Raw genomic sequence first — 14,989 nt, 5'->3', positions numbered from 1 at the left:
CCCTTTCTGTCATGGTCACTGGATCACCTTGATAAGAACCGGGCCCGCGCTCAGAGCAGGGCGGCCTTGGGGCCGTCGGGCTCCTCCAGGCGCTTCTGGAGCACGGCGCGGGACAGCTGCGACGCCTCCTCCTCGGTGAGCCGGCGGAAACCGTCCTCGGTGATCACGGTGATGATCGGGTAGATCCGGCGGGCGACATCGGGACCACCGGTCGCCGAGTCGTCGTCAGCCGCGTCGTAGAGGGCCTGCACCACCAGCGTGGTGGCCTGCTCCTCGGTCAGGTCGTCCCGGAACAGCTTCTTCATCGCACCGCGCGCGAAGATGGAGCCCGAGCCCGTCGCCGCGAAGTTGTGCTCCTCGGAACGGCCGCCCGTGACGTCGTAGGAGAAGATGCGCCCCTTCGCGCGGTCCACGTCGTACCCCGCGAACAGGGGGACCACGGCCAGGCCCTGCATGGCCATGCCGAGGTTGGCACGGATCATGGTCGACAGCCGGTTCGCCTTGCCCTCCAGCGACAGCTGGGCGCCCTCGACCTTCTCGAAGTGCTCCAGCTCCAGCTGGAAGAGCTTGACCATCTCCACGGCCAGGCCGGCGGTACCGGCGATACCGACCGCCGAGTACTCGTCGGCCGGGAACACCTTCTCGATGTCCCGCTGGGCGATCACGTTGCCCATCGTGGCCCGGCGGTCACCGGCGAGCACGACCCCGCCGGGGAACGTCACGGCCACGATGGTCGTTCCGTGCGGCGCCTCGATCACGCCCTGGGTGGGCGGAAGCTGCCGGTTGCCGGGCAGCAGCTCGGGCTGGTGCTCGGCGAGGAAGTCCATGAACGAAGAGGATCCTGGCGTCAGGAAGGCAGCTGGTAGACGCCCGGTGCTACGAGTGTTGGCTTCCACAGGTTTCCTTCCAGGTATGCAACAGCACGACGACCAACGTCGGGATCGTCCCGCAATTTGCCGATGGCCGAATTGCAGTTGAAGCACAGTACGCCACGGACCCTACCCGTCCTGTGGCAGTGATCCACATGCACGGGCGGGGCGTCCAGACAGATCGCACACAAACCCCGCTGGGCGGCGATCATCGCGTCACGCTCAGCCTCGGTCAGACCATAGCTGCGCTGGAGATGGCGTTCTCGCCCTTTCGCCGCCTTGCATGCCTTGCAGAGAGTCGCCAGACCGTCCGAGGCGCTGCGGTTCCTCGCCCACTCGCCGTGCGGCTTGATCTCGCCACACGTACGGCAGTGCTTGTGCCCCGGGGGAGCTTCCACCCTTGGTCGGACCTTGCGCCCCTTGGCCACCTGCCGCTGCTGGTGATAGGCGGCCGCGCACTCACGGCAATACGCCTGCAACCCGTCGACCATTGCCTTGTTTCGCGCGAACGCCACTCGCGGCTTGTGCTGCTTGCACCGCGAGCAGCGCTTCACGCTTTCTTCGGTTGCCAACCGTACCCCGCCCCATACCTTCGATTCGAAGGAAGAACCAGCCTACTGGCCACCCTTCTGAACGAAGCTTCGCACGAAGTCCTCTGCGTTCTCCTCAAGGACGTCGTCGATCTCGTCCAGGACGGAGTCCACGTCGTCCGACAGCTTCTCGTGTCGTTCCTTCAGGTCCTCCGAAGCCTGCGCGTCCTGCGCCTGCTCCTCGACCTCCTCGGTGGACCGGGTGGCCTTCTGCTGGCCGCCGCCGGTGTCCTTGGTCGCCATAACCTCACCCCGCTCAGTTCGCCTGCCGATCGGTGATGATCAGACCCTATAGGCCGGGTCCGACATCGGCCCCGCAGTTTCCACAACGTGCGGGGGCCACCTCGATGATTCCCGGGCGGTGGGGTTTCCACCCCGCCCGCCCGGAGCGGTCCGAGGACCCGCTGGCCCTGCTCAGCCGCCGGACAGGACCCTGACCAGGTCTTCCGCCGTGCGACAGCGGTCAAGGAGTTCCTTGACGTGATTTCGCGTTCCGCGTAGCGGTTCCAGGGTTGGAACGCGCTGGAGGGAGTCGCGGCCCGGGAGGTCGAAGATCACCGAGTCCCAGGAGGCGGCCGCGACGTCGTCGGCGTACTGCTCCAGGCAGCGCCCGCGGAAGTACGCCCGGGTGTCCTCCGGCGGCTTCGTACGGGCCCTGTCGACCTCGGACTCGTCCAGGAGGCGCTTGATGCGTCCCCGGGCCACCAGACGGTTGTAGAGACCCTTCTCGGGGCGTACGTCGGCGTACTGGAGGTCGACCAGGTGCAGCCGGGCGGCGTCCCAGTCGAGGTCGTCGCGGCGGCGGTAGCCCTCCATCAGCTCGCGCTTGGCGACCCAGTCCAGCTCGCCGGCCAGGCTCATGGGGTCGTTCTCCAGCCGGGTCAGGGTGTCCTCCCAGCGGCTGAGGACGTCCTTGGTCTGGTCGTCGGCGTCGGCGCCGTAGCGCTCCTCGACGTACTTGCGGGCCAGTTCGAAGTACTCCATCTGCAACTGGACCGCGGTGAGGGTGCGCCCGCTGCGCAGGGTGACCAGGCGCTTGAGCGACGGGTCGTGGGAGACCTGGTGCAGGGTGCGCACGGGCTGGTCGACGGCGAGGTCCACGGCGATGAAGCCGTCCTCGATCATGGACAGCACCAGCGCGGTGGTGCCCAGCTTGAGGTAGGTCGAGATCTCGGAGAGGTTCGCGTCGCCGATGATCACATGGAGGCGGCGGTACTTCTCGGCGTCCGCGTGCGGCTCGTCGCGGGTGTTGATGATGGGGCGCTTGAGCGTGGTCTCCAGGCCGACCTCGACCTCGAAGTAGTCGGCGCGCTGGCTGATCTGGAAGCCGTGCTCGTGGCCGTCCTGGCCGATGCCGACGCGGCCGGCGCCGGCGAAGACCTGGCGGGAGACGAAGAAGGGCGTGAGGTGGCGCACGATGTCCGAGAAGGGGGTCTCCCGCTTCATCAGGTAGTTCTCGTGCGTGCCGTAGGAGGCGCCCTTGTTGTCGGTGTTGTTCTTGTAGAGGTGGATCGGCTGGGCGCCGGGGAGCTGTGCGGCCCGCTCGGCGGCCTCGGCCATGATCCGCTCGCCGGCCTTGTCCCACAGGACGGCGTCGCGGGGGTTGGTGACCTCGGGGGCGCTGTATTCGGGGTGGGCGTGGTCGACGTACAGGCGCGCGCCGTTGGTGAGGATCACATTGGCCAGGCCGATGTCCTCATCGGTGAGCTGGCTGGCGTCGGCGGCCTCCCGGGCGAGGTCGAAGCCTCGCGCGTCCCGCAGCGGGTTCTCCTCCTCGAAGTCCCAGCGGGCCCGGCGGGCCCGGTGCATCGCCGCCGCGTAGGCGTTGACGATCTGGGACGAGGTGAGCATGGCATTGGCGTTGGGGTGGCCGGGGACGGAGATCCCGTACTCCGTCTCGATGCCCATTACTCGCCGTACGGTCATGCGGCCCTCCTTGCCCGGCGGCACCCTCGGTCGTGGGCGCCGCTCAAGTGCGCTGGCGCTCCGGTGCGTGTGCGGTGCCCGTCCCCGCACGGCGCGACGCGGCGGTAGGAACGAGCCTAGAACGCCTTTGCGCTGGTGGGGAGATCATTTGCGTCATTGGCTGCTCCGGTCGTGGCCGGAAAAACAGGCGGCTGCGGGTACCCGTCGAGGGCACCCGCAGCCGCCCTGCCGTTACAGGTACTGACCGGTGTTCGCCACCGTGTCGATGGAGCGTCCGGTGTCCGCGCCCTGCTTTCCGGTGATGAGGGTACGGATGTACACGATCCGTTCGCCCTTCTTTCCGGAGATGCGGGCCCAGTCGTCGGGGTTGGTGGTGTTGGGCAGGTCCTCGTTCTCCTTGAACTCGTCCACGCAGGCCTGGAGGAGGTGGGAGACGCGGAGACCCTTCTGGCTTTTTTCCAGGAAGTCCTTGATCGCCATTTTCTTGGCGCGGCCCACGATGTTCTCGATCATGGCGCCGGAGTTGAAGTCCTTGAAGTAGAGGACTTCCTTGTCGCCGTTGGCGTAGGTGACTTCCAGGAAGCGGTTCTCCTCGGATTCGGCGTACATCTGCTCGACTGCGGTCTGGATCATGCCCTGGACCGTGGCGGCCTTGTCCCCACCGTGTTCGGTGAGGTCGTCGGCGTGCAGCGGGAGGCGCTCGGTGAGGTACTTGCCGAAGATGTCCTTCGCGGCCTCGGCGTCGGGACGCTCGATCTTGATCTTCACGTCGAGCCGGCCGGGGCGCAGGATGGCGGGGTCGATCATGTCCTCGCGGTTGGAGGCGCCGATGACGACCACGTTCTGCAGGCCCTCGACACCGTCGATCTCGGCGAGCAGCTGGGGGACGATGGTGTTCTCCACGTCCGAGCTGACACCGGAGCCGCGGGTGCGGAAGAGGGATTCCATCTCGTCGAAGAAGACGATGACGGGGGTGCCCTCGCTGGCCTTCTCGCGGGCCCGCTGGAAGACCAGGCGGATCTGCCGCTCGGTCTCGCCGACGTACTTGTTGAGCAGCTCGGGGCCCTTGATGTTCAGGAAGAAGCTCTTGCCCGCGGCCTGGCCGGTGACCTCGGCGACCTTCTTGGCGAGCGAGTTCGCGACGGCCTTGGCGATCAGGGTCTTGCCGCAGCCGGGCGGGCCGTAGAGCAGGACGCCCTTGGGCGGGCGCAGCTCGTGCTCCTTGAACAGGTCGGGGTAGAGGTACGGCAGCTCGACCGCGTCGCGGATGGCCTCGATCTGGTTGCCGAGGCCGCCGATCTGCTCGTAGCCGATGTCGGGGACCTCTTCGAGGACCAGCTCCTCGACCTCGCTCTTGGGTACGACCTCGTAGACGTAGCCGGAGCGGGGTTCGAGCAGGAGGGCGTCGCCGGCGCGGATGGTGATGCCGAGCAGGGGCTCGGCGAGCCGGACCACCCGCTCCTCGTCGGTGTGCCCCAGTACGAGGGCGCGCTCGCCGTCCTCCAGGATTTCCTTGAGGGTGACGATGTCGCCGACGCGCTCGAACTCCATGGCCTCGACCACGTTGAGCGCTTCGTTGAGCATGACCTCCTGGCCGCGCCTCAGCTCGTCGACTTCGACGCTGGGGCTGACGTTCACCCGGAGTTTGCGGCCGCCGGTGAAGATGTCGGCGGTGCCGTCCTCGTTGGCTTGCAGGAAGACACCGAAGCCGGCCGGCGGCTGGGCGAGCCGGTCGACCTCCTCCTTGAGGGCCACGATCTGGTCGCGGGCCTCGCGCAGGGTGTTGGCCAGCCGCTCGTTCTGGGCGGACACGCCGGCCAGGTTGGTCTGCAGCTCGACGATCCGCTCTTCGAGAATCCTCGTGTGACGCGGAGAGTCGGCGAGCTTGCGGCGCAGGACGGCGATCTCCTGCTCAAGGTAGGCGATCTGCCCGGCCGGGTCGTCGGACCCGCGTCCCGGGCGGATGCCGCGGTTCATGTCGTCGTCGTGGGCTGCCACGGTCCTCACCTCCTCCAAGGGGAGCTGGACGCTTCCAGACCCTACCTGGGTGGGTGTCGATTGAAACCCCTAGATCACAAAGACTGTCAAGGTGTGTCGTCGGTCACCCGCTGCACACTCCCTCGCACGGAGGGGATACCCACTCAACGTGAGGGGAAAGCAGCTTGTTCCATGCATGCTGTGGTCGAAACCCTTCGTGACTGGCCGGAGTTGTGCGTACGGGGACCGTTCGGCCGGGATGCGGGCAGCACACAGTGCGCTCGTACGATCATCACGTAGAGCGACGGTTCAGACGGACGGTGTGACGGCCGTGGCGGCTGGGGACGATCGGTCCGGCCGCCGGTGCTTCCCTCTCCCGGTGCCGGCGCTGGTACCCGGGCGGGCCGGGCCGGAAACCCGCGACGGTGCCCGCTGGCCGGGAACGGGGCGGAGGTAGGGTCGGGGGTGTTCAACGACCGCTGGTGCGGATCCGGCCGGCCCTCGGGCGCCGGGCCGTGCGGCGAACCGACGGCAGGAGAGATGACCGTGCAGCAGGAGGCCCCGGGCGGCGAGACGCTGGAGGTCTGGATCGACCAGGACCTGTGTACCGGCGACGGGATCTGTGCCCAGTACGCCCCTGAGGTGTTCGAGCTGGACATCGACGGACTCGCGTATGTGAAGGGCGCGGACGACGAACTGCTCCAGGCTCCGGGAGCGACCGTGCCGGTGCCGCTGCCGCTGCTGACGGACGTGGTGGACTCGGCGAAGGAGTGTCCCGGCGAGTGCATCCACGTCCGCCGGGTTTCGGACAAGGTCGAGGTGTACGGGCCCGAGGCGGAGTGAGTCCGGTTCAGACGCTGTGTGCCCCGGCGGGGGTGGAGCGGAGGAAGGCGTTCCCGTTCCACCGCCAGGTCGCCGGGGTCCGGGTGTCGGGGCAGCAACTGGGCACGGCGTCCGAGGAGTAGCCGAGCAGAGTGGCCGAAACACCACGCTCGCGTATGCCGAGTGCGGTGACGGTGAGCCGTTCCTCGGGCCGTACCAGGGTGGCGACCACGCGTGAGGTGCGGCCGTCGGCGCCGCGGGTGAGGACGTAGACCCCGTCGGGCGGGGTGCCCATGGGGGCGTCGCAGTGGACCACCGCGACGGTTTCCGGCCTGCCGTCGCCGTCCAGGTCGCCGGTGGCCTTCTTGACGACCACGGCTTTCACCGGGCCGCAGTCCAGGGGGAAGTCGACGCCGGTGGTGCCCGGCGGCGCGGCGGCGGGCTTGCCGTGGGTGCCGGGGGCGGGCTGGGCGGCGGTGGCCGGTTCGGTCCGGACGACGGAGGAAAGGGCCACGACACCCGCGAGGGCCGTGGCGGTGGCGATCCAGTGGATGGGCCGGGTCCGGGTGTGCGCGAGTTCCGGGACGGCGGATTGCTGCACGAGGAGTGTCTCCTGCGAGGGCGGTGCCGGTGGGATGGCCTGCATCGTGCCACACGTCACAGTGCGGGGGAACGGCGGGGTCCGCCGGCCGCATGCGCACGAGCGGGCGGGCGCCCCGGCCGGTACCGGGTCAACGGACGGGCGCCGTGCCCGAGTTCCCGTCGAGGTCGGGGAACTCGGGCACGGCGCCCTCGCGTTGCCCAGGATGCGGGCCGATCAGCGGCCGGCGCCGCCGTCGGCGTTGGGGCCGGCGTAGTCCTCGCCGTAGGCGCCCTTGGCGGGGCGGCGGCGGCGCATGGGCGGCTCGACGCCGTCCGCGAGGCGGCGGGCGGTGAGCAGGAAGCCGGTGTGGCCGATCATGCGGTGGTCCGGGCGGACGGCCAGGCCCTCGATGTGCCAGTTGCGGATCATGGTCTCCCAGGCGGTCGGCTCGTTGAAGCAGCCGATCTCCCGGATGGACTCCACGGTCCGGGCGAGCTGGGTGGTGGTGGCGACGTAGCAGCACAGGATGCCGCCGGGGACGAGCGCCTTGGAGACGGCCTCCAGGCACTCCCAGGGGGCGAGCATGTCGAGGATGACGCGGTCCACGTCGGTGTCGGACAGGTTGTCCTGGAGGTCGCCCACGGTGAGCTGCCAGGCGGGGTGCGGGCCGCCGAAGTAGCGCTCGACGTTCTGCCGGGCGATGTCGGCGAAGTCCTCGCGGCGCTCGTAGGAGTGCAGCATGCCCTGGTCGCCGATGGCCCGCAGCAGGAAGCTGCTGAGCGAACCGGAGCCGACACCGGCCTCCACGACGCGGGCGCCGGGGAAGATGTCGGCGAAGGCGAGGATCTGCCCCGCGTCCTTCGGGTAGACGACGGCTGCCCCGCGGGGCATGGAGAGGACGTAGTCGGGGAGCAGGGGGCGCAGCGCGAGGTAGGCCACGTTGCCGGTGGTCCGGACAACGCTGCCCTCGGGAGCGCCGATCAGTTCGTCGTGCGGGAAGGAACCCTTGTGGGTGTGGAAGTTCTTTCCGGCTTCGAGCGTGAACGTGTAGTGGCGGCCCTTGGGGTCGGTCAGCTGTACCTGGTCCCCGACCTTGAAGGGCCCGCGCCTGCGGGCGGCACCGGTCGGTTCGGACATGTGACCAGCCTACCGGGTCCCCGCGGGGGGCTTGACCGTCGCCGCCGGGCCGCTAGGCCGCCGGCCTGGCCATCGCCCTGACGAAGGCCCGCTCCACGTCGGCCGCCGACAGGACGCCGTAGATCTCGCCGGTCTCCTCGACCACCAGGTATTCGGTGGCGGGGGTGGCGCGCAGCACGTCCAGGAGGTCCTCCCCGGCCAGTTCGGCGGAGACCCGCATGCCGTCGGTCAGCTCCTGGGCGAGGCCGCTGACGGCCACCCAGGGGCGGCGGTGTTCGGGTACGCCGACGATGGCGGCCTCGCGGACGAGGGCGAGCGGGGTGCCGTCGGCGTCGACCACGACCAGGGCGCGGGCGCCGGCGGCGTTGGCGCGGCGCAGCGCCTCGGAGAGCGGGGTGTCGTGTTCGACCGGTACGGCCCGCCGGGTGAGGGTGCGGGCGCGCAGTTCGGGGAGGTGTTCGCGCAGCCGGGCCATGCGCAGGCTGTTGCCGGCGCCGGTCCAGATGATCGCGGCGAGAATGGCGGCGAGCAGGGCGTCGGTGACGGTGTCCATGCCGCCGACGTCTCCTCCGCCGTCGCCGAGGACTCCGGAGGAGTTGAGCAGCGGCAGGCCGATCAGGACGGAGACGGCGAGGGCGCGGCCCACCCAGGCGGCGGCGATGGTGCCGCTCATCGGCTTGCCGGTGATCTTCCAGACGACGGCGCGGAGCATGCGGCCGCCGTCCAGGGGCAGGCCCGGGAGGAAGTTGAAGATCGCCACGATGAGGTTGGAGATCATCAGTCCGGCGAGCAGGACGCCCGGTACGGTGCCGGGCTCGACCGGTTTCATGGCGAGGTAGAACACGCCGGCCAGCACCAGGGACAGCAGCGGGCCGACGAAGGCGAGCACGAACTCCCGGCCCGGGGTCTCGGCCTCCTTCTCGATCTCCGAGACGCCGCCGAAGAACTGGAGCTGGATGCGGCGCACCGGGAGCTTGAAGCGGATCGCGGCGATCGTGTGGGCCAGCTCGTGGACCAGGACGGAGGCGTAGAAGGCGACCGCGAAGAAGAGGGAGACCAGGTAGCGGGCGGCGCCCAGCTCGGGCAGCACGCGGTCGAGCTGTCCGCCGAAGACCCAGGTGATCAGGGCGGCGACGAGGAACCAGCTCGGCGCGACGTAGACGGGCACGCCGAAGGGGCGGCCCATGAGGATGCCGCCGCCGGGGCCGGGTTCCTTGGGCCGCGGCCCGGGCGGCCGGCCCTTGGCGATGCCGGAGTGCGCGGCGGGGCGGTGGTGGCCGGGGGCGGGGGGGTGCCGGTCCGGTCCGGCCGGGCCGGGGGTGATGGGAGTGCCGGGGGTGTGCCGGTCCGGTTCGGTGGGGCCTGGGGCGGCGGTGGGCGGGGTGCCGGGGCCGGCGGACCGGCGGTCGGAGGTGTCCGTGTCGTCGGTGCCGGGCCGCCCCTCGGCGGAGGGGCTCGCGGGGGGCGTGCCGTTCGCGGGGGCCGCAGGGGGGACGGAGTCCTCCTCGGAGGTGTTCCCCCTCGCCTCGGGGCCGCGGTGGTCGGTGGGTCCGGTCGCCGGGGCCGTAGGGTTCGCGGCGTCCTCGGCCGGCCTGTCGTCGCCGGACCGGGGCTGCCCGCTCCCGCCGCTCACGTCCACGGTGTCCCCTCGTTCGAAGCGTCTTCCGCACCTGCCGGACGGAAGGGTCTCTGGTCGATGGTATGCGCCCGTGGCGGTGCGTTCCGCCCCGGCACCCCTGGCGTTCGCCTCGGGGACGCCCGGTGACGCGGGCCCGCGACTGGGTCGCTGTCAGTGGCGGGCCGTATGGTCTGGGGCATGGACAGCAGCATCGACGAGGCAGTGACGCCGGACGCGGCGGACGGGGCCGGGACCGGTCCGGCGGCGAGCGGCGGCCCGGGCGGGGCCGCCGGGGAGCGCGTTGCCGTCGCGCCGGTCTCGTTGTCGCCGTCCCGGGCCGGTGACTTCATGCAGTGTCCGCTGCTGTACCGGTTCCGGGTGATCGACCGGCTGCCGGAGAAGCCGAGCGAGGCGGCGACCCGGGGCACGCTGGTGCACGCCGTGCTGGAGCGGTTGTTCGACGCGCCCGCCGGGGAGCGGACCGCGCCCCGGGCGAAGGCGCTGATCCCGGGGCAGTGGGACCGGCTGCGGGAGAGCCGCCCGGAGCTGACCGAGCTGTTCGCCGACGATCCGGAGGGCGAGCGGCTGGCCGGCTGGCTCGCCGAGGCGGAGCGGCTGGTGGAGCGCTGGTTCACGCTGGAGGACCCCACGCGGCTGGAGCCGGCCGAACGGGAGCTGTTCGTGGAGACCGAGCTGGACTCGGGGCTGCGGCTGCGCGGGATCATCGACCGGGTGGACGTGGCGCCGACCGGCGAGGTGCGGATCGTCGACTACAAGACGGGCAAGGCCCCGCGCCCGGAGTACGCCGAGAGCGCGCTCTTCCAGATGAAGTTCTACGCCCTGGTCGTGTGGCGGCTGAAGGGCATCGTGCCGCGCCGGCTCCAGCTGGTGTATCTCGGCAGCGGTGACGTGCTGACGTACGACCCGGTGCCGGCCGATCTGGAGCGGGTGGAGCGCAGGCTGCACGCGCTGTGGGAGGCCATCAGGCAGGCCACGGAGAGCGGGGACTGGCGGCCCCGGCCGACCAAGCTGTGCGGCTGGTGCGACCACCGGGCGCACTGCCCGGAGTTCGGCGGCACTCCCCCGCCCTATCCGCTCCCCGTCCGGGCCCCCGGGCCTCGGGCCGGGTGAAGCGGAAGGCGGGGGCAGGGCAGAATGGGGCCGGACTAGCGAAGGAGTGTCACGTGGCCATCCGTGTCCTACTGGTCGACGACCAGCCCCTGCTGCGCACCGGTTTCCGGATGATCCTGGAGGCCGAGCAGGACCTCGCGGTCGTCGGCGAGGCCGGCGACGGCCTCCAGGCCCTCGACCAGGTACGAGCGCTGCAGCCGGATGTGGTGCTCATGGACATCCGGATGCCGCGGATGGACGGTGTGGAGGCCACCCGGCAGATCACCGGTCCCGGCCGGGACGGCCCCGCCAAGGTGCTGGTGCTGACCACCTTCGACCTGGACGAGTACGTGGTGGAGGCGCTGCGCGCCGGGGCGAGCGGCTTCCTGCTGAAGGACGCGCCCGCCAACGAGCTGGTGCAGGCGATCCGGGTGGTGGCGAACGGCGAGGCGATGCTCGCGCCGAGCATCACCCGGCGGCTGCTGGACAAGTACGCCACGCATCTGCCGTCCGGTGAGGAGCCGGTGCCGGACACCCTGCACACCCTCACGGACCGTGAGGTGGAGGTGCTGAAGCTGGTGGCGCGCGGGCTGTCCAACGCGGAGATCGCGGCGGACCTGTTCGTCAGCGAGACGACGGTGAAGACGCATGTGGGCCATGTGCTGACCAAGCTGGGGCTCAGGGACCGGGTGCAGGCGGCGGTGTACGCGTACGAGAGCGGGCTGGTGCGTCCCGGCGCCCAGTAGGTGTCCGCCCGGCGGGGCCGGTGACGACGGCGAAGGGCGCCCCTCTCCCGGTGGAGCGGGGCGCCCTTCGCCGTGTCCGGCGTCAGTCGCCGTGTCGGGTGTCAGTCGCTCTTGCTGAGTTCCCAGAACCGGAACACCGTGGAGGCGTCCAGGCAGTACTCCAGCCCGTACACGCCGTCGCGGACGACCGCGTACTGTTTGGCCTGCCAGACCGGCAGCACGGGCAGTTCGTCGGCGACGATGTCCTGGAGCTTGCCGAAGTCCTTGTCGGTGGCCGAGCGGTCGCTCTGCGCGGCGGTGCCGGGCAGCAGGCTCCCGGTGATCGTGCGGTTGTCGTAGTGGTTGTTCAGGACGTTGCCCTTGCCGAAGAAGGGGGCGGTGAAGTTGTCGGCGTCCGGGTAGTCCGGCACCCAGCCCTTCACGTAGACGCCGTACTTGCCGGCGGCGATGTCCTTCTCGTACTGGTCGAAGGCGACGGACTCGACGTCGGCGTCGAACAGGCCGCTGGCGTTGAGCTGTTCGGCGACGGCCTTGAGTTCCTCGTCGGTGGCGGGGCCGTAGCGCGACGGCGTGGACCACAGGGTGAGCTTCACCTTGCCGGTGATGCCGTCGGCGCGCAGCGCGGCGGCGGCCTTGGCCTGGGAGGGGCGGGCGCCGTAGGTGTCGAAGAAGGCGGTGTTGTGGCCCGCGACGCCGGCCGGGACGATCGAGTACAGCGGGGTGGCGGTGCCCTGGTAGACGTCCTTGATCAGGGCGTCGCGGTCGATGAGGTAGGCGATGGCCTTGCGGACGCCGAGCTTGCCGGCCACCGGGTCCTTCATGTTGAAGACGAGGTGCTGCACCTCGGCGCTGGTGCCCTCGATGACATCGATGCCCTTGCTGTCGTCCTGCTGGTCGAGCTGGGTGATGTCGGCGGCGGTCAGGCCTCGGTAGGCGATGTCGATGCCGCCGTCGAGGAGGGCTTCCTTCAGCGCTGTGCGGTCGCCGTGGAAGAACTTCAGGGTGACACCGGAGTTGTTGATCTCGGCGCTGCCCTTGTAGTTGCCGTTGACGGAGAAGACGGCCTGGTCCTTGTCGAAGGAGTCCAGCTTGTAGGGGCCGGAGCCGACCGCCTGGTGGTCGGTGCGCAGGGCGTCGGCGTCGTACTGGCGGTGGTCCACGATGGAGCCGGCGCCGGAGGCGATCTTGCTGGGGAAGGTGGCGTCGGGCACCTTCAGGTGGAAGACGGCCGTCTTGGCGTCCGGTGTCTCGACCCTGTCGAGCATCTGGAACATCAGGGCGGGACCGGCCGGGTCGTTGATCTTCCGCATGCGGTCGAAGGTGAACTTCACGTCCTCGGAGGTGAGGTCGTCACCGTTGCTGAACTTCAGGCCGTCCTTCAGTTCGCACCGGTAGACCATGGCCCGGGTGTCGGTGAACTGGCACTGCTTCGCCAGTTCGGGCTGGGGTTCGGTCGCCCCCTTGGGGAAGCTGAGCAGCGACTGGAAGACGTTGTTGAACAACAGCCAGGAGCCGGGGTCGTAGCCGGCCGCCGGGTCCGTGGCGAGGACGTCGTCGGACATCCCCATCACCACGGAGGAGCCGGTGCCCCCGGAGTCACCGGTCTCGGAGCCGCAGCCGGTCAGCAGGCCGGAGGCCAGCCCCACCACGAGGGGCAGGACCGGCCACTGGTTGCGCAGGTTCACTCGAAGTGCCTTGTCGTCGGTTCGTCAGCCCGGGTCCGCCATCCCTGGACCCGGGCACCGGGGGGCCGCGCCGTGCGCGGCCCCGGGGTAGGGAGAGCCGTCAGCCGCTCACGCCGCGGCCGAGCTCCCACAGCTGGAGCGTGGAGGAGGAGTTGAGGGCGTAGGCCGTGCCCGTGATGTCGTCGCGGGCGGCGACGTACTGCTTGCCCTGCCACAGCGGCAGGACGGGCACGTCCTCGGCGACGGCGTCCTGGATCGCGGTCAGGCTCTTGGTCGCGCCGAGCCGGTCGGCCTCGCGCCGGGACTGCGGGATCAGCGAGCGCTGGACGGTGCTGTTGTTGTACGGCGAGCCGAGGAAGTTGTCCTTGTCCAGGAAGGGCGCGAGGAAGTTGTCGGCGTCCGGGAAGTCGGGGAACCAGCCCATGCCGTAGACGTCGTACTCGCCCTTCTGCTCGGCGGGGCGGAAGGTCGACCAGGGGTGGCCCTGGATGGTGGCGTCGAACAGGCCGCTGTCGTTGAGCTGCTTCTGCAGGATCTCGAACTCCTGCTTGGTGGCCGAGCCGTAGTGGTCGGTCGTGTAGTGCAGGGTGAGCTTCACCGGGGTGGTGACGCCGGCCTTCGCGAGCAGGGTCTTGGCCTTGTCGGCGCTGGGGTTGCCGTACCTGTTGAAGAACGAGTTGGAGTGGCCGGTGATGGTGGCCGGGACCAGCGAGTACAGGGGTTCGGCCTGGGTGCCGTAGACCTTGGAGACGAGTTCGCCGCGGTTGATGACCTGGGCCATGGCCTGGCGGACGGCCTTGTCCTTGACGCTGGCTGCGTCGGTGTTGAAGGCCAGGTAGCGGATTTCCAGGCCGGGCATGTCGACGAGTTCGGCCTTGTCGTCGTCGCCGGCGTCCAGCTTCTGGATCTGCGCGGGCGACATGGTGCGGGTCATGACGTCGATGTCGCCCTTGTCGATCGCCTCGCCCATGGCGTCGGCGTCGGCGAACGAGCGCAGCTCGACCTCGTCGTTGTTCAGCGTCACGCTGCCCTTGTAGGAAGGGTTCTTGGTGAAGGTGGCCGCCGTGATGGCGCCGTCCTCGACGTCGGCCTTGAAGGTGTACGGGCCGGAGCCGTCGATCTCGAAGCCCTCGCGGAGCTTGTCCTTCTGGTAGTCCTTCGGGTTGACGATGCCGGCGACCGGGGTGGACAGCTTGTACGGGAAGGTGGCGTCGGCGGTCTTCAGGTGGAAGACGACGTCGCGGTCACCCTGCGTCTCGATCGTGTCGATGGTGTTCAGCAGGGCGGACACACCGCTGCTGGAGTCGATGCGCAGCACCCGCTCGATGGAGTACTTGACGTCCTCGGCGGTCACCGGGTCGCCGCTTGCGAACTTCAGGCCCTCGCGCAGCTTGCAGGCGTAGCGCTCGCTGCCGCTGTCGGTGAAGGAGCAGCTCTCGGCGGCGTCCGGGACGGGTTCGCCCTCGCCCTTGGGCTGCGCCATCAGGGTCTGTACGGACTGGCGCAGGATGTTCCAGGTGCCGACGTCGTAGGCGTAGGCCGGGTCGAGGGGCGCGGGGGCTTCCTTGGTGGCCGTGAACCGGTCCGTGGTACCGACGACGATGGCGTCACCGCTCGTGCTCCCGCTGTCGGATCCGCCGCACGCGGCGAGAACCGGGGTGAGCAGGCCGGCCACCGCCGGCAGCACCAAAGTCTTGCGGTTCATGCGGGAGTGTCTCCAGAGCTGTTCGGGTCCGTGTATCCGGCGTGCGGGGGTGGTGCGAGGGGATCACGGGGGTTCTCGGCGATGTTCTCGCGATGAGATTAGTCCGCACCCGCAGGGGGGTTCACGACCCAGTGAGTTGACCCGCCATCACGCAGGGGAACCGGTCGCGGACGCACTGAAAACCCGACAGCGGCAGGATTAGTGCAGCTTCCCATCAATCG

13 protein-coding genes are annotated in these 14,989 nt (G+C 69.8%); 3 read left to right on the top strand and 10 right to left on the bottom strand.

Going from position 1 to position 14,989, the window contains the following annotated elements:
* Positions 1-50: 50 nt before the first annotated feature.
* From prcB to arc, 5 genes are all read right to left on the bottom strand, one after another.
* Positions 51-896 carry a proteasome subunit beta gene (gene prcB / locus ABD350_RS24120; protein ID WP_344350389.1) on the bottom strand — a complete coding sequence of 282 codons (846 nt, stop codon included), beginning with the start codon at positions 894-896 and terminating at the stop codon, positions 51-53.
* The gene (locus ABD350_RS24115) at positions 848-1,441 is read right to left on the bottom strand and encodes an endonuclease VII domain-containing protein (RefSeq protein WP_344350388.1); all 594 of its coding nucleotides are present in this window, start codon (positions 1,439-1,441) and stop codon (positions 848-850) included. Before ABD350_RS24115 ends, prcB begins: the two co-directional genes overlap by 49 nt.
* Positions 1,442-1,483: 42 nt before the next feature.
* The gene (locus ABD350_RS24110; protein ID WP_030608326.1) at positions 1,484-1,702 is read right to left on the bottom strand and encodes a ubiquitin-like protein Pup; all 219 of its coding nucleotides are present in this window, start codon (positions 1,700-1,702) and stop codon (positions 1,484-1,486) included.
* Between the two features lie 171 nt (positions 1,703-1,873).
* Positions 1,874-3,385, bottom strand: coding sequence for a depupylase/deamidase Dop (gene dop / locus ABD350_RS24105; protein ID WP_344350387.1), 1,512 nt, complete (start codon positions 3,383-3,385; stop codon positions 1,874-1,876).
* Positions 3,386-3,616: 231 nt separating this feature from the next.
* Positions 3,617-5,383: a proteasome ATPase gene (gene arc / locus ABD350_RS24100; RefSeq protein WP_344350386.1), complete on the bottom strand. Its 1,767-nt coding sequence runs from the start codon at positions 5,381-5,383 to the stop codon at positions 3,617-3,619.
* Between the two features lie 519 nt (positions 5,384-5,902).
* On the opposite strand from arc, the gene ABD350_RS24095 reads away from it, so the two are divergent.
* Positions 5,903-6,205 (top strand): ferredoxin, encoded by a 303-nt coding sequence (locus ABD350_RS24095; RefSeq protein WP_344350385.1) that lies wholly within the window; start codon positions 5,903-5,905, stop codon positions 6,203-6,205.
* A 7-nt stretch (positions 6,206-6,212) separates the two neighbouring features.
* On the opposite strand, the gene ABD350_RS24090 is transcribed toward ABD350_RS24095, so the two are convergent.
* The 3 genes from ABD350_RS24090 to ABD350_RS24080 form a co-directional block, all read right to left on the bottom strand.
* Positions 6,213-6,785, bottom strand: coding sequence for a hypothetical protein (locus ABD350_RS24090; RefSeq protein ID WP_344350384.1), 573 nt, complete (start codon positions 6,783-6,785; stop codon positions 6,213-6,215).
* Between the two features lie 216 nt (positions 6,786-7,001).
* Positions 7,002-7,904 (bottom strand): tRNA (adenine-N1)-methyltransferase, encoded by a 903-nt coding sequence (locus ABD350_RS24085; protein ID WP_014671696.1) that lies wholly within the window; start codon positions 7,902-7,904, stop codon positions 7,002-7,004.
* Between the two features lie 52 nt (positions 7,905-7,956).
* Complete coding sequence (locus tag ABD350_RS24080; protein WP_344350382.1) at positions 7,957-9,543, bottom strand: site-2 protease family protein; 1,587 nt, start codon at positions 9,541-9,543, stop codon at positions 7,957-7,959.
* A gap of 177 nt (positions 9,544-9,720) precedes the next feature.
* On the opposite strand from ABD350_RS24080, the gene ABD350_RS24075 reads away from it, so the two are divergent.
* Entirely contained in the window at positions 9,721-10,653 is a 933-nt protein-coding gene (locus ABD350_RS24075; RefSeq protein ID WP_344350381.1) for a RecB family exonuclease, read from the top strand.
* 53 nt (positions 10,654-10,706) lie between these two features.
* Complete coding sequence (locus ABD350_RS24070; RefSeq protein WP_030781365.1) at positions 10,707-11,378, top strand: response regulator; 672 nt, start codon at positions 10,707-10,709, stop codon at positions 11,376-11,378.
* Positions 11,379-11,479: 101 nt separating this feature from the next.
* Here the strand turns inward: ABD350_RS24070 and ABD350_RS24065 are convergent, their stop codons facing one another.
* Positions 11,480-13,063: an ABC transporter substrate-binding protein gene (locus tag ABD350_RS24065; protein ID WP_344350379.1), complete on the bottom strand. Its 1,584-nt coding sequence runs from the start codon at positions 13,061-13,063 to the stop codon at positions 11,480-11,482.
* Between the two features lie 100 nt (positions 13,064-13,163).
* A complete protein-coding gene (locus ABD350_RS24060) occupies positions 13,164-14,768 on the bottom strand; it encodes an ABC transporter substrate-binding protein (RefSeq protein ID WP_344350378.1) in 1,605 nt (534 codons plus the stop codon).
* Between the last annotated feature and the right edge of the window lie 221 nt (positions 14,769-14,989).

Origin of the sequence: Streptomyces nogalater (assembly GCF_039532885.1) — a bacterium.
GTDB classification, from domain to species: Bacteria; Actinomycetota; Actinomycetes; order Streptomycetales; family Streptomycetaceae; genus Streptomyces; species Streptomyces nogalater.
The sequence above is the reverse complement of the archived record's forward strand: the minus strand, read 5'-3'. Positions and strand labels throughout refer to the sequence as shown.

Excerpts from the sequence above, each read along its gene's own strand:
- ABD350_RS24060 (WP_344350378.1), bottom strand. The coding sequence starts at position 14,768 with ATGAACCGCAAGACTTTGGTGCTGCCGGCGGTGGCCGGCCTGCTCACC.
- dop (WP_344350387.1), bottom strand. The coding sequence starts at position 3,385 with ATGACCGTACGGCGAGTAATGGGCATCGAGACGGAGTACGGGATCTCC.
- ABD350_RS24085 (WP_014671696.1), bottom strand. The coding sequence starts at position 7,904 with ATGTCCGAACCGACCGGTGCCGCCCGCAGGCGCGGGCCCTTCAAGGTC.
- ABD350_RS24110 (WP_030608326.1), bottom strand. The coding sequence starts at position 1,702 with ATGGCGACCAAGGACACCGGCGGCGGCCAGCAGAAGGCCACCCGGTCC.
- ABD350_RS24075 (WP_344350381.1), top strand. The coding sequence starts at position 9,721 with ATGGACAGCAGCATCGACGAGGCAGTGACGCCGGACGCGGCGGACGGG.
- ABD350_RS24095 (WP_344350385.1), top strand. The coding sequence starts at position 5,903 with ATGACCGTGCAGCAGGAGGCCCCGGGCGGCGAGACGCTGGAGGTCTGG.